The sequence below is a fragment of the Nocardia sp. NPDC003693 genome (genome assembly GCF_053981095.1).
In genome coordinates this window covers 197,678-215,546 of record NZ_JBSFNO010000010.1, presented here as the reverse complement: position 1 = coordinate 215,546, position 17,869 = coordinate 197,678, and the positions used below count along the sequence as shown (strand labels likewise).

The following is a 17,869-nucleotide window of genomic DNA, read 5'->3' as shown; positions in this document are numbered from 1 at the left end:
CCCATGTTGAAGGTCTTCTCCATCTCGGCGCGCTCGACGCGGCCGCGCTGGGCGATGAGCTTGAAGACCGGGGCCGGGTTCCAGGTGCCGCGGTCTACCTGGAGGTGCTGGTCGAACTGCTCGGCGACCGCCTGGAATCCTCGGGCTGGATCGCGGGCTGCCCGGTCGCGGGTGTGGCCCTGGACGCGCCGCCCGCCGACGGCGTCGTGCAGCGGTCCTGCTCGGCGGCGTACGCGGAATGGGAGAGTCTGCTGCGCGCCCGGCTGACCGCGTACGGGCATCCCGAACCCGAGCGCCTCGCGACCGCCGCGCTCGCACTCATGGAGGGCGGGCTGATCCTGAGTCGCGCCCATCGCGATCGGGGGCCCCTGCGCCGGATCGCGGACACCCTCGAATCCCTCGTCTGACCGCGCACGATCCCGGCCGCCGACGCGCGGCCGTTTTCTTCACCGCTGAATATGTAAATCGGTCTACTGAAAAGAGAACGCCATGGCCCACGCCGACTCCATCGTCTTCGGCGCCGCCGGATTCATCGGCCGCTCACTGGTCGCCGAACTGCTGCGGGACGGTCACACCGTCGTGGCCGCCGTCCGGGCCGGCGGGCAGGATCGCCTCGTCGGCTGGCTCGACGATCAGGGCGTCGACCGGGGTGGTCTGATCGTCGCCACGGCGGACATCACCGCGCCGAATCTCGGTCTCGCCGTGGGCTTCGACGGCATCCGCGACGTCTACAACACCGCCGCGCTCATGAAGTTCGGGCTCGACGTCGAACGGGCGCAACGGGTCAACCTCACCGGCGCGCTGGAGGTGGCGCGCTGGGCGAGCGCGCAGCCGGGGTTGCGCCGCCTCGTCCATATCAGCGGGTATCGGGTGACCGCCGAGGGCGGCACCGTGGCCGACTATCGCGCGGGCGCGTACGAGGCGTCGAAGACCGAGGCGGACAAGGCTTTACGGGAGCTGGCCCGCGAACTGGGCGTGCCGCTGACCGTGGCGAACCCAGCGTCGGTGCTCGGTCCCGGGCAGTACTTCGGACTCTCCGACCTGGTCGACCAGCTGTGGCGGGGGCGGCTGCCCGCGCTGCCCGGCCGGCGCGACTCCTTCGTGCCGATCGTCGGAATCGACTATGTGGCACGGTTTCTGGCGCGGGTGGCGACCCTGCCCGAGACGGCGGACCGGGCCTACACCCTCCTGGACCCGGCCACCCCCGACCTGCCCGACCTGATCCGCCTGATCGCCGAGCACCTGGGCGTGCCCGCGCCGCGCCTGAGCGTCCCGGTCCCGGTGCTGCGTGCCCTGCCGCGCGCGCTGACCGGCGCCGAACCGGAGTCCCTCGGCTTCATCTCCGGCGATCGCTACGACACGAGCGCCGCCGACGCGGTGGCCCGCACCCTCGGGATCGAGCACCGGCCGTTCGCGGACGTCCTGCGCGCCTGGGCGGACGGGGTGGTCGCCACCCGCAACGGCACGATCCCCGAACGCCCCGCGTCCGGGTTCCGGGCCGGAACCTGGGTGTCGGGCGATGCCGTCGAGCCCGAGTATGTTCTCCTGCACGGTCTTCCGCTCGACAGCGACTCGTGGGACGAGGCAGCGAAAGCGCTTGCCGTGCCCACACTCTCGGCCGACCTGCCCGGATTCGGCCGCTCGGCTCCGCGCCCCGGCATCCCCGGCGCCCTCGGCGACTGGCTCGACGAGCTCATGGCCCCGGTCCGCACCCGCCCGGTCCTGGTCGGACATTCCCTCGGCGCGGCGGCGGCCGTGGAGTTCGCCGAGCGCCACCCCGAGCGGGTCTCCCGCCTGGTCCTGATCTCCCCGTTCTTCCTCCAGGAACGCGCACCCTGGACTGTGCGCAACCCCGTGACGACCCAGGTTATCGCGCGCCTGTCCGCCCCGAAACTAGCTGCGCGCCTAGGAATTCCGGACGGTCCGGCGGCGGCGAGCGCCCACGCGGCCCTGTGCCGCCCAGGCGCGTCCGCCCGCGTGGTGTCCGCCCTGTCGACGGTCAGCGCCCCGACCTACCGCGCCGATCTGGCGACCCGCCTGGCCCGCCTGCGCGTCCCGGTCCTGATCGTCCACGGCGCGGACGACCCCCTGCGCGTCCCCACCGCACACCCGGTCGTGACCGTCCCGGGCGCGGGCCACAATCCCCACCTCACCCACCCGGAGTTGATCGCCGGGCTACTGGCAGACCCCGCGCCCGTTTCCGCCGATGGCCGGGTTTTCCGATCCGCGTGACGTCCCGCCCGTGCTCGGTCAGGCGATGCCTGAGCTATCGGCGGAGCGGCACGGCTCCGCGGCAGACCGCGTCCACCCCTCACTGAGCTACCGGCGCCGAGGGGCTGTCCTTGCCGCCGGTCGCCTCGATCGGGAACACGAACCGATGCCCGGTCGCGGCCGCCGCGCGGGGCCGACGGTGGCCCGCCGGGCGTTCCACCGGATTCCCGGGATCGAGGGCTTGCCTTGACGTCGGCGTCAATGTTTAGCATCGGATCTCGAGCATCACACGCAGGAGGAACAGGCTATGCGAATAGGCGAGTTGGCCAGGCGCGCAGCCACCACGACCCGCGCACTGCGCTACTACGAGTCGCGCGGTCTGCTGTCCGCCCAGCGTGATGACGCCGGTTACCGGGTGTACGGCGAGCACGATCTCCACGTGCTGCGGCAGATCCGGACCCTGCAGGACATCGGGTTCGACCTCGAGGAGATCCGCCCCTTCGTGGACTGCCTGCGCGAGGGCAATCCCACGGGGGACTCGTGTCCGGCATCGTCCGAGGTCTACCGCAACAAGCTCGCCGAGATCGAGGAATGCATCGCACAGCTCGAGGGCGTGCGGAACTGGATTCGCGAACAGCTCACCCGGAACGATTCCGACGCCACCGACCGTGGCGAACAGCCGAGGTGCGAATGGGAGCCGCCCGGCGTCCATACCGCGCGCTCGGCCCTATTCACCAGGAGAGCAGTGCTATGACCACCACCGACGCGGTCGTTCCGGTGACGGACGCCGACTTCACGGCCGAGGTCCTCGAGTCCGACCTGCCGGTCCTCGTCGACTTCTTCGCCCAACAGTGCGGTCCCTGCCGCATGCTCATCCCCGTGCTCGAGGAGGTCGCGGCCGAAGGGGCCGGGCGAATCAGGATCGTGAAGGTCGACGTGGGTGCGAACCCCGACATTCAAGCCACCTACGGCATCATGTCCACGCCCACGCTCATGGTGTTCCGGGACGGGCAGCCGGTGAAGACGATGGTCGGCGCGCGTGCCAAGCGCCGCCTGCTCTCGGATCTGGCCGGCGTGATCTGACCGGCCGCGGTCCGGGAGCGGGGAGGCGCTGCCCCGCTCCCGGGCCGCCTTCCGGAAATCTCAGGGTGGATGTGGGACCTGGGGGCGATGTGCGCCCCGGTGCGCCCGTGTGAGTCTGCCGGTATGACTTCCATGCCGAGGATGCTGCGGGCGGCGGCGGGTGCACTCGCGGTGGCCTGCGCGCTGACCGCCTGCGGAACGAGCACGGATTCCGAAGCGCCGCAGATACTCTCCGATTCCGCCCGGGCCGAGGTGCGGCGTGTGCTCGACGCGGTGATCGCCGCCGGCACCGCCGGTGTGCAGGTCGTGGTCACCGAGGACGGCCGGGATTGGCAGGCTACCGCGGGAGTCGGCGACGTGGGCACGGGCGCGGGCTTTCCCACGGACGCCCGGGTCCGGGCCGGCAGCAACACCAAGGCCTTCGCCGCGACCGTGATCATGCAACTGGTAACGGCGGGTTCGGTGCACCTGGACGCGCCCGTGGAACGCTACCTGCCCGGTCTGGTGTGGGGCGAGGGCATCGACGGCAACCGGATCACCGTCCGAAATCTCATGCAGCACACCAGCGGACTGCCCGAATACCTGGAACTGCCGGAGCTGCAACAGGATTACGCGGATCTGCTCGACAAGCGTTTCGACGCGGCCGACCTGGTGCTCGACGCCGTGCGGACCATGCCCGCGCATTTCCCGCCGGGGGAGAAGGCCGAGTACAGCAACACCAACTACCTGATCCTCGGCCTGCTGATCGAACGGGTGACCGGCCGGACCTTCGCCGAGGAGGTCGCCGCCCGTGTCGCGACGCCACTCGGCCTGCGCGGCACCTACATTCCCGCGCCCGGCGAGCTCGGCCTGCGCGATCCCCATCCGCTCGGCTACGAGGTCGTCGACGGCCGGCGCACCGATATGACGCGCTACGACCCCGCCTTCGCGGGCGCGGCGGGTGCGCTGGTCTCCACCGGCGCCGAACTCAATCGCTTCTTCACCGCGCTGCTCGGCGGGGCACTGATCGAGCCCGCGCGGGTGATCGAGATGCAACGCGATCCCCGCCCGCTCACCAATCGCCCCGCCGGCATCGACTACGGCCTGGGCATCGCGCTGTTGACGGTGCCCTGCGAAACGCGGGTGTGGGGCCACGGCGGGTCCATACCCGGATTCCGGACCTACGACGGCGTGACCGCGGACGGGCGCGCGGTCTCGGTACTGGCGAACGAGCGCCCGGCGGATCCCGCCGCGGCGGCCGCGTTGCAATCGGTCTTCGACACCGCGATCTGCGCCGATCGGTGATCACGGCATCCGGTGCGCACGGTCCCGTGCGCACCGGTGGTGAATTCAGTCCTTACCGCGCCCGGCCCGAATGTCGAAGGCCCAGTTGTAGCGGCGCACGATCTCGGTGATGCCGCCGCCGGGCTGCCCGTGCGGCGGGCGGATGAAGGTGCACTCGCGCCGGACGACCAACTCGCCGTTGATGTTCTCGATGATCGCGAGCACCGCGTCCCGGGAATCGTCGACGCAGCCGTCGAGGGTCATCTCGATCGGCACGCTGTTGACCGGGTACAGCGTCGCGGTCGCCTGCACGCCGCGGAAATCGCGGGCGCCCTCGTACAGCGAGGTGAAGATCAGGATGCGGCGGAAGAACCGGGTGAAATCGAGGTTGATGTCGAGGTTCTCACCGGTGGCGCTGGAACCCGTGCGGTCGTCCTGGTCCAGCCGGATGAACGGCGGATTCTGCAGATCGCCGAACCTGCGATCCAGGGCGCGCACCGAGCCGATCGACCCGTTCGCCAGCTCGTAGAAGCAGCACAGGTCCAGGTCCAGGTTGCTGGCCTTGCGCCCGAACAGACCGGTGCCGCGGCTGGTGGTCCAGTTCAGGTTCATCCGCATCGTTCCGCCGGTCGCACCGGACTTGGTCAGCGAGACGGTCGGCGCTTCCTTGGTCAGCGAGATCTTGGACAGGTTGACCGGTGCGCCCTGCTGCTGCGGAGGCGGCGGGGGCGCGTATCCCTGCTGGGGCGGCGGCGCGTATTGCTGCTGCTGTGGCGGCGGCGGGGGCGCGTACTGCTGTTGCGCCGGTTGGGTATACGGCTGCGGCGGGGGCGGCGCGTACTGCTGCTGGGGTGGCGGCGGCGGTGCGTACTGCTGTTGGGACGGCCCGGTGTACGGCGGTGCGTACGGCGGCTGCGGCGGCGGGGGCGTGAAGGGCTGCGGCGCCGGCGGCGGCGGGGTGAAAGGCTGCGGCGCGGGCGCGGGCTCGCTGTCGACGGAGATGCCGAAATCGGTTGCCAGCCCCTCCAACCCGGTGTTGTAGCCCTGCCCGACCGCGCGGAACTTCCAGCTGCCCTGGCGGCGATACAGCTCGCCCAGCACGAAGGCGGTCTCGGTGGTGGCGTCGGCGCTGGCGAATCGCGCCAGTTCGGCGCCATTGGCCGCGTCCAGCACCCGGACCTGGAGACCTTGGAATTGGCGGAAGGTACCACCGGTCGCGGAGGCCGCGATCACGATGGTCTCGATCTGCGGTTCGACCTGGGACAGGTTCACCGACAACACATCCAGCACGGTGGGCCCGTGCTGTTTACCTTCGTGCCGCACCGCGCCGGAGGGATGCACCGGCTGGTTGTAGAACACGAAGTCGTTGTCGGAACGGACCTTTCCGCTGACCAGCAGCAGCGCGGACGCGTCCGCGTCGGGCACACCCTGCCCGCCTTGCCAGCCCAACTCGATCCGAACCGCCCCCGCCGACACCGGAACGTTGGCGCCCTTCATCATCGACACACCTGCCAACCTATACGACGCCGCCGCGAGTGCCGAGCCCAACCATCCAATTTCGCGGCGGGGGCATCGCGCGCACCCCGCGGGCTCGATCCCGGGCGGCGATTCGCGGGCGGGCGGTTCAGGGTTCGACCAGGCCCGCGCGAATCGCGTAGCGGGTCAGCGCGAGCCGATCCCGCAGCCCGAGCTTGGCCAGGATGTTGGCGCGGTGCCGGTCCACGGTCTTGGCGCTGATGACCAGGGTGGCGGCGATCTCCCGGGAGGAGTGGCCCTCGGCGACGAGTTTGAGGATCTCCTCCTCGCGCGGGGTGAGCACGTTCTCCGGCGGGGCCGACCCCTCGCGGGCGCGCTGCAGCCAGTCGCGGATCAGGGAGGTCATCGCGCCGGGGTACAGGAACGGCTCGCCGCGCATGGTGGCGCGGCAGGCCTCGAGCAGATCGCGGTCGGCGACCGATTTCAGGACATAGCCCGAGGCGCCGGCCTTGAGCGACTCGAAGAAGTACTGCTCGTTGTCGTACATCGAGAGCATGAGGATGCGGACCTCGGGATGATCGCGGGCGATTTCGCGCGCGGCCTGGATGCCGGTCATGCGCGGCATGGCGATGTCCAGGATGGCCAGATCCACCGGCACCTCGCCGAGCCGTTGCACGGCGTCGTAGCCGTTGGCCGCCTCGGCGACCACGCTCAGGTCGGGTTCGGCGTCGAGGATGAGCCGCAGACCCGAGCGCACGAGCGCGTGATCGTCGGCGAGCAGGACACGGGCGGGGGCGGCGCTGGGTGCGGTCATGGTCGGCTCTCGAAGTCGTTGCGGGGGATGGCCAGTCGCAGGACCGTGCCGTGGCCGGGCGGCGACTCGATGGACAGGGCCGCGTCGATCAGCAGGGCGCGTTCGCGCATACCCCGGATACCCGCGCCCTCGCGCTGGACACCGCCGCGGCCGTCGTCGCGCACCCGCAGCACGAGGTGATCGTCCCGGGCGTGCAGGCCGATGTGCACCTGCCGGGCTCCGGCGTGCCGGACGATGTTGGTCAGGCTCTCCTGCGCCACGCGATAGCAGACCAGTTCCACATCCGGTGACAGCCGCGGCAGCTGCCGGTCGATGTCGCGGGTGACCTCGAGACCGGCGGCCGTCACCTCGCCGCACAGTGCGGCCAGGGCCGAGTGCAAGCCGAGATCCTCGAGGACGTCCGGGCGCAGTCTGCGGGCGATGCCGCGCACCTCGTCCAGGCAGCCGCGCACGGTCTCCTGCACACCGTGCAGGTCATCGGTCATCTCCGCGGGGGCGCGGTCGATCACGCGTTTCATGGAAAGCAGTGCGACGGTGAGACTCTGGCCGATCTCGTCGTGCAGTTCGCGGGCGATGCGCCTGCGCTCGCCCTCCTGCGCGGCCAGGGCCGAGGCGCTGGCGGCGGTGCGCTCGGATTCGAGTCGCTCGACCATCGCGTTGAAGGTGTCGATCAGATGGGCGAGATCACCGTTGGGCGGGCTGTCGACGCGTTCGCCGCGCCGCAGCGGATCGACCCGGCGCATGGAGTCGATCAGCGCGTCCAGGGGCGCCAGGCTGGTGCGCAGCAGCAGCGCGTTGGCGGCCAGGATGACGGCCAGGCCGATGAGCAGCACCGGGAGTTCGGTCAGTCGCACCCGCGCGGACACGGTCGCCGGCGACAGCGCCAGCACCAGCGTGCCCAGCGTGAACACCAGGCCGTTGATGAGGAATATCCGCCGGAACAGCGCACCGACGGGGGTGCGGGTGTGCCGCCGGAAGAGGCCGAGACCTCGGGCGGGGCGATCCATACCCCTCAGTCTGGTCATACCGTGGCACGGTGTCCATCAGGCCGCGCACCCAACCGGCGCGGGCCGGGCCTACATAGTTTTCCCCACGCCTTATGGCTACTCCCGCCGATAGCCCCGTGAACCCCCGGCAACACAGACTGATCAGCGAAAACTGATTGATTCTCGTTCAGCGGGAGGTGAGCTGGGTATGGACATCGACCGCTCGACGGTCCCCGGCAGGGGCGTGCTGCACCACTGTGTCACACGCGGCGGCGATCGATTCGCGGTGCTGGCGGAGACGGACGGGGACCGCCATCTGCTGGTCTACGACGCCCGCTCCGAGGAACCCGCGCATGCCATCGCGCTCGAGGTCGACGAGGCGGATCAGGTCGCGGATCTGCTGCACAGCTTCTCGCTGCCGGATCGGCTCGCCCGTCTCGAACAGCGCCTGGATCTGCTCACCCAGCGGCGGAGCAGACCATGACCACCACCTTCACCGCTCTGTACGCCCACAAGGGTCCCGCCATGCAAGCACGCGATATCGCGATTCAACTCCCGACGGTCCGCATGGGCGATCCGGTGGTCAAGGCCATTCGGCTCATGGTCGTGCACCGGCTGCCCGGCATGATCGTGGTGGACGAGCAGGACTATCCGGTCGCGGTGCTGCCTGGCACCCAGGTGCTCAAACTCGCCATTCCCAGCTCCTACCAGAATGATCCGGCGCTGGCGCGCACCATCGACGAGGTGCACGCCGAGCTGTTCTGGCTCGAGCCCGGCGGTTCCAGCGTCGGGGACTGCCTGCCGGCGCCCGCGGTGCGGCCGGCGACCGTGCGGCCGGACGCGACGCTGCTCGAGGTCGCGGCGGTGATGGCGCGCAAGCACTCTCCGCTGGTGGCCGTGGTGGATCGCGGGCGCAGGCTCGTGGGCGCCATCACCCTGGAACGACTGCTCATCAGCCTGGCCGTGGCCGGGCCGGACGAGTGATCCGGGCTCACGCTCCCCGGCGAGGTCGGCGATGAATCAGATTCTGGCACTGACGATCTTCGTCGGTGCGTTCTGGTTCATCGCCACCGAGCGTGCCAACAAGGTCAAGACCGTGCTGGTGGCGGCCGCTCTCATGGCCGTGCTCGGTCTGGTGCCGGGGGAGCGGATCTTCTACGACCCGCACGCGGGCATCGACTGGAACGTCATCTTCCTGCTGCTCGGGATGATGATCATCGTGGGGGTGGTCCGGCACACCGGGCTGTTCGACTACCTGGCCATCTGGGCGGCGAAACGCTCGCGCGGCAACCCTTTCCGGCTCATGGTGATGCTGATGGTGATCACCGGCATCGCCTCGCCGATCCTGGACAACGTCACGATCATCCTGCTGGTCGCGCCCGTCACCGTGGTGGTGTGCAACCGGCTGAGCATTCCCGCGCAGCCGTTTCTGATCGCGGAGGTGCTGGCCGCCAACATCGGCGGCGCGGCGACGCTGATCGGCGATCCGCCCAACATCATCATCGGCAGCCGGGCCGGGCTGACCTTCAACGACTTCCTGATCCATATGGCCCCGGCGGTCGCGGTGATCTTCGTGATCTTCGTGGCGTGCACGAAGCTGTTGTTCCGCAACGTCTTCCGGGAACTGGATCCGCAGATCGACGCGGTGATGGCGCTGCAGGAGCGGCGGGCGATCACCGATACGAAGCTGCTGACCCGCTCGCTGCTGGTGCTGACCGGCGTCGTGATCGGCTTCGGCCTGCATTCGGTGCTGCATGTGGCGCCCTCGATCATCGCCCTGCTCGGCGCGGGCGCGATGCTGCTGGTCTGCGATCTGGACATCGGCGACGTGCTGCGCGAAGTCGAGTGGGGCACCCTGGTCTTCTTCATGGGCCTGTTCGTGATGGTCGCCGGCCTGGTGCACACCGGTGTCATCGATCGTCTCGGGACCGCGGCCGCGGACGCCTTCGGCCACAACCCCTTCCTGGCCGCCACGATCCTGGTGTTCGGCTCCGCCGTGGTGGCGGCCTTCATCGACAACATCCCGTACACCACCACCATGGCCCCCGTGGTGGAGGAGTTGGCGGCCCAGGCCCCGGACCCGGCCACCGGTCAGGCCCTGTGGTGGTCCTTCGCGTTCGGCGCCGACTTCAGCGGCAACGGCACGGCCGTGGCGGCCAGCGCCAACGTGGTGGCCCTGGACATCGCGAAGCGAGCCGGACATCGAATAACGTTCTGGCACTTCACGAAATACGGCGTGATAGTCACCGTCGTCTCCTGCGTCCTGGCCTGGCTGTATCTCTGGGCCCGCTACTTCTGATCCGCCCGCCGGTGGTCATGCGGCCGCGTGACCACCGTGAATGTTGCCGCGCTCGCGCACCCTTGGCAGGATGGCGCCCGTATGAATCCCACCAGCGATCCCGCCCGCGACAGCCTCGAGGGCCTGTCCGTGGGCGATGCCCTCGGCGCTCAATTCTTCGTCCCCGGAACCTCTTTCCCCGACCTGCGTGCGGGCCGGCCACCTGCGGGCCCCTGGCCCTGGACCGATGACACCGAGATGGCCTGCTCGGTCTACCGCGAACTGCGCACCCACGGCCGCGTCGATCGCGACCGGTTGGCGGCCGCGTTCGCCGACCGCTGCGAGCCCTATCGCGGCTACGGCGCGGGCACGGTCGTCGTCCTGCACGACATCCGCCGGGGCCGTCCCTGGCGCGAAGCCGCCGCCGCGGCTTTCGACGGCCGCGGTTCCTGGGGCAACGGCGCGGCCATGCGGGTCGCTCCGCTCGGCGCCCATTTCGCCGAGTCTCCCGACCGCGCGGCCGCCGAGGCGGCCCTCACCGCCGAGATCACCCACCGGCACCCCGAGGCAGTTCTGGGCGCGATGGCGGTGGCGGTGGCCGTTGCCCACGCGGTCGCGACGCGCGGAAAAGAGTGCGCCCCAAACGAACTCTTCGACGCGGTCGAGCCGTACCTGATCGACGGCCGCGTCGCCGCCGGTATCCGCCGGGCCCGAGCCCTGCTGGGCAAGTCCATCGCCGAGGCGGCCTACGAGCTGGGCAACGGCGCGCAGGTCTCGGCCCAGGACACCGTGCCCTTCACCCTCTGGGTGGCCGCCACCCACCTGACCGACTACCCCGCCGCCATCACCGCCTGCGTGGAAGCCGGCGGCGACGCCGACACCACCGCCGCGATCGTCGGCGGCATCGTCGCCGCCCACACCGGAACGGCGGCCATCCCGCCCGAGTGGCTCGCCGCCCGGGAACCGCTCCCGGACTGGTCCCTGGACGCGGGCTGACCGCTCGATCCTCCCGGGCCGGTCATCGGGGCCGAGCTGACCGCGGCTCAGTCGAGTTGGGCTATGCCGCAATGGATCTGCTCACGGAACTGGCCCGGGGTCAGGCCGGTCTCCTCCTTGAAGGCGCGGTAAAAGTGGCGGTCGTTGGCGAAGCCGCACGCGGCGGCGGTGCCGGACATCGCGCGCGTGGGGTCGGCGCGCAGCAGGCGGCGGGCGTGTTCGATGCGCATCCGGCGGATGATGCCGCCGGGCTCGCCGAAGCCGGCGCAGACGCGGTAGAGGGTGCGCCGGGAGATCAGGCACGCGCGGGCGATGTCGTCGACGGTCAGATCGGGGTTGGCGAAATGTTTGCGGATGTAGGCGAGGATTTGCTGCCGCATGGCCTGGGCCTCGGTGTGGGTGGGGGCCGCGCTCCCCGAGGCCAGCAGCACCGCGGAGGCGAGCATGCCGGGCGCGTCGCTCGCCAGCACGGTGACGGCCTTGTCCACCTCGCCGGTCGGCAACTCGGCCAGGCTGCGGAAGAAGCCTGCGATCACACCCAGCCCGCCGGTGGCGGGAATCGCTGCGGCGGTGGGTAATTGCTCGCGATTGAGCCCCGCGTGATCGAGCACGAGCTGCATGGGCGCGCGCACCATCGCCGAGACGTTGTGATTGCTGGTGTGGCTCTCGAGCGGCAGCCCGCTGTCGAAGAACGTGATGGTGCCGGGCGTCGACACCGCGACCCGCCCGGCCTGCTCGGTCCAGTTCGTGCCCTCCAGCACGATGTTCACCAGCAGGAACTCCTCGGACGAGCGTGCGACGTGGCGCGGGGTCCGCAGGGCGCGCTGCGCGCCCGCCCGCATCCGCGAGACCGCGAAGTTGTCGAACTGCGCACTGCTCAACTGTCCGCGCCACGGGCCCTTGGACAGCGGTTCGAGCACCGAAGGCGCGACGGCGTCCGCCATCACCGCCTCCCACTGTTCGAAGGCCTGCTGCGGCGGGGTGGTTGGTGACGACGAGACCTCGACGGCGCCGACGACGGTTTGCTCCACGCTGGCATTTTCTCATTGCACCTGTGCCAGCAACCATGTTTCGGGCAGTTGGGTGTTCGCCACATCCCGACCGAGTGGTTTGTTCAGCGTGCTCCGGAGCGGACACTTGCGGACAGGGTATTCGCAAAGAATGTCTTGATCATTCCGAATGTCGTTATGCTGGAGGATAAGCCGTTCGCACGCAGCTGCACGGTCGTACAACGAGGGTCCGGCTATCCGACGGGGGAGGACCCTCTCCGAGAGCGGATCGGTCTTGGATATGAACGAATGCGACCTGCGGCAGTTGGAGATCACGCTCCCCTTCCCGCCGCGACCACACCTCTCCGGCGCCCGCGCGCAACGGCACGCTCAGCACTGGGCCACCCGTTTCGGGTTGCTCGCCGACGAACGATCGCGGCGCCGCTTCGAATCGCTCGGCTACGGCCGCTTCGCCTCGTACTGGTGCTCCGGCGCGAGCTTCGCGGATCTGGCCCTGCTGGCCGAATGGATAACGCTCTTCTTCGTCTTCGACGATCTCCAGGACGCGGCGATCGCGGAACAGCGCGCGGACGAGTACGACGGCCTGCGCTATCGCGCCCTGGACGTCATCCATCGCCGCGCCCGGCCCGCCGAGCCGGCCACCCCGGTCATCGCCGCGCTGGAGAACCTGTGCGAGCGCACCTACCCGCGCCAGAACCCTTCCGCCGCACGCCGATTCGCGCTGAACCTGGAAATCTGGCTGATGGGGCACGCGCGCGAGAACGTCTTCCGCGCCAGCTCGACCGTCCCCGGTCCGGCCGAATACCCCCGCCTGCGCCGCGACGCCTGCACCGTCCTGCCGACGGTCGACCTCGCCGAGATCGCCGAACGCGCCGTCGTCCCCGACGCCCTGTACTTCGGCCCGGCCTACCAGGAGATCATCGCCACCACCGCCGATCTGATGTGCTGGATCAACGACCTGCACTCGCTGGCGGTCGAGACCGAGACCGAGGACCCCATCAATCTCGTCACGGTCCTGCGCCGCCATCGCGGCCTCGACCTGCCCGACGCCGTGGCTCAGGTCCGCGCCATGATCGCCGATCGGGTCCGGGACAACCTCGCCGCCGCGGCGGCGATCCGGCCGGAGATGGACGAATTGCGCCTCACCCCCCAGGTGCGCAACGCGGTGCTGCGCTGCGTTCGCGATTGTCAGTCCGCGACCGCGGGCATGGAACTCTGGGATCGCACGGATACCGTGCGCTTCCTCGGCACGGCCCCGGCCCGGCATCTGTCCTCGCACTGCTGAGCGGCGACACCGGCCGGGAGACGCGTCCCGCGCCTCCCGATCCGGTCACGGGCTGATGCCGGTCAGTCGTTGCCGAGCGCCTTCTTCACCTTGCCGACCGCGCCGCTGACGGCGTCCTTGACGTCCTCGGCCGCGTCCTTCAGCCCGGCGGAGAGCTGATCGCCCTTGCCCTCGGCCTCCAGGTCCTGGTCGTCGGTGATCTTGCCGGCGGCTTCCTTGGCCTTGCCGCCCAGCTCCTCGGCCTTGTTATCGATCTTGTCGCGCAGAGACATCGGAACCTCCGTTGTCGATTGGCTGTGCCCGGGACGGGGCACATTCACTAGGACAGCGGACAGGGCGGTATGTCACTCAGCAACTTATGAGACAACGGTCACGGATAATGCTGCGTGAGAGATCGTGCTCGCCCGGGTCTATTCGACGAACGGTTAGGAGGCGGTGTGAGCACTACCGATGCCGGAGCCGAGGCGGAACTCGACGATGCGACCCTGGTCGGCCGCGTCCGCGACGGTGACATCCGAAGCTACGAGCAGCTGGTCGTCCGCTATCAAGGGGCTATGTACCGGCTCGCGGCCAAGATGCTCGCCGATCAGGCCGAGGCCGAGGACGTGGTCCAGGACGTCTTCCTCACGGCCTGGCGGCGGCTGGGCCAGCTCGAGGACGACGCCGCCTTCGTGGGGTGGCTGTACCGCGCCACCACCAACCGCTGCCTGAACGTGCTCCGCAAGCGGCAGCCGACCACAGATATCGACCCCGACACCACCGTGTCCCCGCAGCGCGGGTTGCGCCCGGAGCACGCGGCGCAGGTGAACAGCCAGATGGAGGCCTTGACCGTGGCATTGCAGGAGCTCACCCCCGAGCAGCGGGCGTGCTGGCTGCTGCGCGAGGTGCACGGCCGCTCCTACGAGGAGATCGGTGAGATCGTCGGCGCGAATGTCACCGCGGTGCGCGGGCGGATCGCCCGGGCCCGCGCCCAATTGGCGGAGGTGATGAAGGCGTGGCGATAACGAACGTGCCCGACGCGGACGAGGACTATCGACTGCCCTGCGGCCGCGGCATGGAACAGGTGTGGCGACGCCTCGACGCCGTCCGGCTCGGCAACGCCGACGCGCACGAGTCGCGCTGCACGGACTGCCGGGCCGCGCGCGAGAGCCTGCTCGCGCTGCGCACCGCCACCCAGGAACTCATCGCCGAACCAGACCCGCCGCCCCCGGACCTGTTCGGCCGCATCATGTCCGTCGTGCGCGCCGAGGTGCGGCGCGGCCAGACCCTCGACCTGCCGACCGAGCACCCGGGCACCGTTCAGGTGAGCGAGCAGGCGGTCGCCGCGGTCGTGCGTTTCGCGGCCGACACCGTGCCCGGGGTGCGGGCGCGGCGCTGCCGGATTCGCAGCGTCGGCACCGCCCCCGACGGGGAGAACATCGTCGAGATCGCCATCGCCATCGCGGTGCGGATGCGCGGCGACAGCCTGGAGGGCATCGTGCCGCAGGTGCGTCAGCGCGTCGCCACGGCCGTCGCGGCCCGCGCCGGACTGCTGCTCGGGCGGCTCGATGTGTCCGTCGTGGACGTGTACCAGGAGAGGGATCGGTGACGGCCCTGAGTTCGGAACACGAGATCGTCGTCTCGGACCCGGTCATCGCCGGTGTCGCGGCCCGTGCCGCCGCCGCGGTGCCCGGCGTCGTCCGCCTGGAGCCGGGCCTGCGCGGCATGGTCGCGGGCTGGGCGCGTTCGGGGAAACAGCTGCTGCGCGGACAGGATTCGCTCGCGAGCGACGGTGTCCGCGTGGAGAAGACGGCCGCGGGTGGCCGCGCGCTGCGGGTGGATGTCTCACTCGGCGGCGATTGCCGGGCGGCGGAGGTCGGCGCGGCGATTCAGCGCGCGGTCACCGCCGCGGTGCTCGAACACACCGGCGTCCGGATCGATCAGGTGTCGGTCGTGATCATCGATATCGAACCGGGGGGCGTGTGACCGCGAGCGCGGAGCTGATCGACGCGATAGTCGGCGCGATAGAGGAGGTGCAGGGTTTACGTCCGGCGACACCGTTCGGACTCGAGGCCGTCAGCTGGCTCCCCCGCGGCGGCGGCAAGACCTATGCCGTGGACCTGAACCGGGACGTGGTCGAGATCCGGTTGGCGGCAAGCCGTTTGCCGCTGCCGCCGCTGCTCGACGCACTCTCCGGCGCGGTCCGCCCGCTGCTGAAGGGCACCGATTTCGCGGGTGCGACCGTGCGCCTGCGGATAGTCGAGCTCGACCCGGCCGCTTTCAGCGACACCAACGAGATCAGGAGGAACACATGACCGGAACCGCCACCGAGAAGTCGACCGCCAAGACCGCGCCCGCCGAGCACGAGGGCGCCGTGCGCAAGGCCGCCGGCGGCTCCACCGAGCTGGTGACCGACCAGGGCACCACCAGCATCGCCGACATCGTGGTGCAGAAGATCGCCGGTCTGGCCGCCCGCGAGGTGCGCGGCGTGCACGCGCTCGGCGGTGGCGCCGCGCGTGCGTTCGGGGCGATCCGGGATCGGATTCCGGGTGCGTCCGCCAGTGTGGGACAGGGTGTTTCGGTCGAGGTGGGCGAGAAGCAGGCCGCCGTCGATCTGGAACTCGTGATCGAGTACGGCGTGTCGATCACCGAACTCGCGAAGGTCGTGCGCCGCAACGTCATCAACGCCATCGAGCAGATGACCGGACTCGAGGTCGTCGAGGTCAACATCAACATCAACGACGTCTACATCCCCGAGGACGATGACGACGCCGCCGAGTCGAGCTCCAATCGCGTTCAGTAATCATCCGTTCCCCGTCAGGAGTAGCAGATGAACGCCACAACGACCTGTCTGGCCGTGGGACTGGCACTGGGATTCGCCATGGCTTTCGGCGGTTTCGGCGCCTTCGCCATCGTGCTGGTGTTCGCGGGCCTCGGCCTGCTGGTGGGCCGCTGGCTCGACGGCGCGATCGACGTCGCCGGTGCGCTGCGGTCGGTACAGGACCGGAGCCGGCGATGACGGTGGCGCTCGAGCTGCCGGGATCGACCACAGTCAGTGACCGCGCGGTCCGCCGCATCGCCGAGCGCGCCGCCACCGAAGTCGAGGGGGTGGCCGCCGCGGTGAGCGTGGACGCGCTGGTCACCGCCGACACCGCCGTGCTGCGGGTGCGGCTGCCGGTGCGCTATCCGCTGCCGGTGGCCCGGGTCGCCGAATCGTGCCGCGCGCACCTGGTGGAACGGGTGGCCGAGCTGGCCGGACTGCGGGTCACCGGGGTGGACATCGCCATTTCCGCCCTGGTGGTCGAAGCCTCCGCCCCCGTGGCGGCCGTGCCGCATCGGCGGGTGCTGTGATCCGCCGCTCGCGCCGTTCGGGCGCGGCCGTGCTGGTGGCGCTGGCGCTGGCGGCACTGTGTGTGGCGGTGATCGTCTCACTCGCACAGCGGCTTTCGGGGTCGAGGCAGTACCTGTCCTACGACAGCGTGGCGAGCAGGCTGCACGGCACCGACTGGGGCGATCCGGTGGTGCTGGCCGCCGGCATCGTCCTCGTACTGGCCGGAGTGGCGTTGCTCGCGGCCGCCGCGACGCCCGGCCGGGCGATGGTGCTGCCGCTGCGGACGCTGGAGCCCGGTGGTGACGCGGGGATCGACCGGCGCAGCCTGCGTGCCGCGCTGCGTCGCTCGGTCACCGGTCTGCCCGGAGTGGCATCCGCGCGAGTCGACCTGCGCGGCAATACCGTTCGCGTCACCGGCGTCTCCGATCGGGCGAACGTGGACGGCGTGCCGGACACCGTGGACAGTGCGGTCACCGCCACCTTCGAGCGCCTCGGGGCCGTGACCGCGCCCGAGGTGCGCACCCGTCTGCGCCCCGCGACATCCGGAGGTTCCCGATGACCGCCGTCAACCGCCCGGCTCGCCTCAACCGCGTTCTGCTCGCCGGTATCGGCGTGCTCCTCGTGGCCGGCGGGGCCTATCTGATCGCCGCGCAGCGCGGCTGGCTGGGCTGGGCGCGTCGATCGGACCCGCTCACACCGGGCGACGCCGCACCGGCGCAGTGGGTCTTCTACGCGACGATCGCGGCCGCCGCGGTGCTCGGGCTGCTGTGCCTGCGCTGGCTCGGCGCGCAGTTGTTCCGCATGCCGACCGCCGTGGAATGGCAACTGACCGAGGCCGATTCCCCGAACGCCACGACGCTGTCCTCGGCCGTCGCCGCCGCGGCCGTGGCCGCCGACATCGAAACGCTGGCCGGGGTCGAGTCCGCCGCCGCCTGGCTCACCGGACCCACCCGCGCGCCCGAACTGCACCTGATTCTCACCGCCGACACCGATGCCGACATCACCGAGCTACGCGCGCGCGTGCAGGACGAGGCGGTGGCCCGGCTGTGTCAGGCCCTGGCGGTGCCCGCCGTCGCGGTGACGATGGAGGTTCGCCTGAGCGAGAATCGCGCCCGCGTCCGCTGAGGTGGCCGCGCGGAGCCGAAGCACGCGGGCGA

The 17,869-nt window shown here is 70.3% G+C and carries 24 protein-coding genes; 19 read left to right on the top strand and 5 right to left on the bottom strand.

Annotation, left to right across the window (positions count from 1 at the left end; all coding sequences use genetic code 11):
• Positions 1-104: 104 nt before the first annotated feature.
• From ACWDOP_RS14525 to ACWDOP_RS14505, 5 genes are all read left to right on the top strand, one after another.
• Complete coding sequence (locus ACWDOP_RS14525; protein WP_456345459.1) at positions 105-407, top strand: LmrA/YxaF family transcription factor; 303 nt, start codon at positions 105-107, stop codon at positions 405-407.
• A gap of 82 nt (positions 408-489) precedes the next feature.
• Positions 490-2,232, top strand: coding sequence for an alpha/beta fold hydrolase (locus tag ACWDOP_RS14520; protein ID WP_456345452.1), 1,743 nt, complete (start codon positions 490-492; stop codon positions 2,230-2,232).
• 286 nt (positions 2,233-2,518) lie between these two features.
• Positions 2,519-2,965 carry a MerR family transcriptional regulator gene (locus ACWDOP_RS14515; RefSeq protein WP_456345451.1) on the top strand — a complete coding sequence of 149 codons (447 nt, stop codon included), beginning with the start codon at positions 2,519-2,521 and terminating at the stop codon, positions 2,963-2,965.
• Complete coding sequence (gene trxA, locus ACWDOP_RS14510) at positions 2,962-3,294, top strand: thioredoxin (protein WP_456345450.1); 333 nt, start codon at positions 2,962-2,964, stop codon at positions 3,292-3,294. Before ACWDOP_RS14515 ends, trxA begins: the two co-directional genes overlap by 4 nt.
• 123 nt (positions 3,295-3,417) lie before the next feature.
• Positions 3,418-4,578, top strand: a complete 1,161-nt coding sequence (locus tag ACWDOP_RS14505; protein ID WP_456345449.1) for a serine hydrolase domain-containing protein — start codon at positions 3,418-3,420, stop codon at positions 4,576-4,578.
• A 45-nt stretch (positions 4,579-4,623) separates the two neighbouring features.
• Here ACWDOP_RS14505 and ACWDOP_RS14500 read toward each other — a convergent pair whose 3' ends face one another.
• The 3 genes from ACWDOP_RS14500 to ACWDOP_RS14490 all read right to left on the bottom strand — a co-directional run bounded on the left by ACWDOP_RS14500 (position 4,624) and on the right by ACWDOP_RS14490 (position 7,854).
• Positions 4,624-6,057, bottom strand: a complete 1,434-nt coding sequence (locus tag ACWDOP_RS14500) for a TerD family protein (protein ID WP_456345458.1) — start codon at positions 6,055-6,057, stop codon at positions 4,624-4,626.
• 124 nt (positions 6,058-6,181) lie between these two features.
• A complete protein-coding gene (locus ACWDOP_RS14495) occupies positions 6,182-6,847 on the bottom strand; it encodes a response regulator (protein WP_454200177.1) in 666 nt (221 codons plus the stop codon).
• The gene (locus ACWDOP_RS14490; RefSeq protein WP_456345457.1) at positions 6,844-7,854 is read right to left on the bottom strand and encodes a histidine kinase; all 1,011 of its coding nucleotides are present in this window, start codon (positions 7,852-7,854) and stop codon (positions 6,844-6,846) included. Before ACWDOP_RS14490 ends, ACWDOP_RS14495 begins: the two co-directional genes overlap by 4 nt.
• A gap of 187 nt (positions 7,855-8,041) precedes the next feature.
• Between ACWDOP_RS14490 and ACWDOP_RS14485 the strand changes: the two genes are divergently transcribed.
• From ACWDOP_RS14485 to ACWDOP_RS14470, 4 genes are all read left to right on the top strand, one after another.
• Positions 8,042-8,317 (top strand): hypothetical protein, encoded by a 276-nt coding sequence (locus ACWDOP_RS14485; RefSeq protein ID WP_454200178.1) that lies wholly within the window; start codon positions 8,042-8,044, stop codon positions 8,315-8,317.
• A complete protein-coding gene (locus tag ACWDOP_RS14480) occupies positions 8,314-8,817 on the top strand; it encodes a CBS domain-containing protein (protein ID WP_454200179.1) in 504 nt (167 codons plus the stop codon). Before ACWDOP_RS14485 ends, ACWDOP_RS14480 begins: the two co-directional genes overlap by 4 nt.
• Positions 8,818-8,848: 31 nt before the next feature.
• Complete coding sequence (locus ACWDOP_RS14475; protein ID WP_456345448.1) at positions 8,849-10,132, top strand: ArsB/NhaD family transporter; 1,284 nt, start codon at positions 8,849-8,851, stop codon at positions 10,130-10,132.
• Positions 10,133-10,213: 81 nt separating this feature from the next.
• Positions 10,214-11,107, top strand: a complete 894-nt coding sequence (locus ACWDOP_RS14470) for an ADP-ribosylglycohydrolase family protein (protein WP_456345447.1) — start codon at positions 10,214-10,216, stop codon at positions 11,105-11,107.
• Positions 11,108-11,154: 47 nt separating this feature from the next.
• On the opposite strand, the gene ACWDOP_RS14465 is transcribed toward ACWDOP_RS14470, so the two are convergent.
• On the bottom strand, positions 11,155-12,138 hold the full coding sequence (locus tag ACWDOP_RS14465; protein ID WP_454200182.1) for an AraC family transcriptional regulator: 984 nt from the start codon (positions 12,136-12,138) through the stop codon (positions 11,155-11,157).
• A gap of 259 nt (positions 12,139-12,397) precedes the next feature.
• Between ACWDOP_RS14465 and ACWDOP_RS14460 the strand changes: the two genes are divergently transcribed.
• Positions 12,398-13,402, top strand: coding sequence for a terpene synthase family protein (locus tag ACWDOP_RS14460; protein WP_456345456.1), 1,005 nt, complete (start codon positions 12,398-12,400; stop codon positions 13,400-13,402).
• Positions 13,403-13,464: 62 nt separating this feature from the next.
• On the opposite strand, the gene ACWDOP_RS14455 is transcribed toward ACWDOP_RS14460, so the two are convergent.
• The gene (locus tag ACWDOP_RS14455; RefSeq protein WP_454200183.1) at positions 13,465-13,674 is read right to left on the bottom strand and encodes a CsbD family protein; all 210 of its coding nucleotides are present in this window, start codon (positions 13,672-13,674) and stop codon (positions 13,465-13,467) included.
• Positions 13,675-13,839: 165 nt separating this feature from the next.
• Between ACWDOP_RS14455 and ACWDOP_RS14450 the strand changes: the two genes are divergently transcribed.
• Genes ACWDOP_RS14450 through ACWDOP_RS14410 form a run of 9 tightly spaced genes read left to right on the top strand, consistent with a single transcriptional unit; the run spans position 13,840 to position 17,837 of the window.
• Positions 13,840-14,406: an RNA polymerase sigma factor gene (locus ACWDOP_RS14450; RefSeq protein WP_456345446.1), complete on the top strand. Its 567-nt coding sequence runs from the start codon at positions 13,840-13,842 to the stop codon at positions 14,404-14,406.
• Positions 14,397-14,990, top strand: a complete 594-nt coding sequence (locus ACWDOP_RS14445; protein WP_456345445.1) for an Asp23/Gls24 family envelope stress response protein — start codon at positions 14,397-14,399, stop codon at positions 14,988-14,990. Before ACWDOP_RS14450 ends, ACWDOP_RS14445 begins: the two co-directional genes overlap by 10 nt.
• Positions 14,987-15,367, top strand: coding sequence for an Asp23/Gls24 family envelope stress response protein (locus tag ACWDOP_RS14440; RefSeq protein ID WP_454200186.1), 381 nt, complete (start codon positions 14,987-14,989; stop codon positions 15,365-15,367). The genes ACWDOP_RS14445 and ACWDOP_RS14440 overlap by 4 nt, the downstream gene beginning before the upstream one ends.
• A complete protein-coding gene (locus ACWDOP_RS14435) occupies positions 15,364-15,696 on the top strand; it encodes a hypothetical protein (RefSeq protein ID WP_456345444.1) in 333 nt (110 codons plus the stop codon). Before ACWDOP_RS14440 ends, ACWDOP_RS14435 begins: the two co-directional genes overlap by 4 nt.
• The gene (locus ACWDOP_RS14430; protein ID WP_456345443.1) at positions 15,693-16,184 is read left to right on the top strand and encodes an Asp23/Gls24 family envelope stress response protein; all 492 of its coding nucleotides are present in this window, start codon (positions 15,693-15,695) and stop codon (positions 16,182-16,184) included. The genes ACWDOP_RS14435 and ACWDOP_RS14430 overlap by 4 nt, the downstream gene beginning before the upstream one ends.
• Before the next feature lie 27 nt (positions 16,185-16,211).
• Positions 16,212-16,400, top strand: coding sequence for a hypothetical protein (locus ACWDOP_RS14425; RefSeq protein ID WP_454200189.1), 189 nt, complete (start codon positions 16,212-16,214; stop codon positions 16,398-16,400).
• Positions 16,397-16,732: an Asp23/Gls24 family envelope stress response protein gene (locus ACWDOP_RS14420; RefSeq protein WP_456345442.1), complete on the top strand. Its 336-nt coding sequence runs from the start codon at positions 16,397-16,399 to the stop codon at positions 16,730-16,732. The genes ACWDOP_RS14425 and ACWDOP_RS14420 overlap by 4 nt, the downstream gene beginning before the upstream one ends.
• Positions 16,729-17,271, top strand: a complete 543-nt coding sequence (locus ACWDOP_RS14415; RefSeq protein ID WP_456345441.1) for a DUF6286 domain-containing protein — start codon at positions 16,729-16,731, stop codon at positions 17,269-17,271. Before ACWDOP_RS14420 ends, ACWDOP_RS14415 begins: the two co-directional genes overlap by 4 nt.
• Positions 17,268-17,837, top strand: a complete 570-nt coding sequence (locus ACWDOP_RS14410) for an alkaline shock response membrane anchor protein AmaP (protein ID WP_454200192.1) — start codon at positions 17,268-17,270, stop codon at positions 17,835-17,837. The genes ACWDOP_RS14415 and ACWDOP_RS14410 overlap by 4 nt, the downstream gene beginning before the upstream one ends.
• The last annotated feature ends 32 nt before the right edge of the window (positions 17,838-17,869 follow it).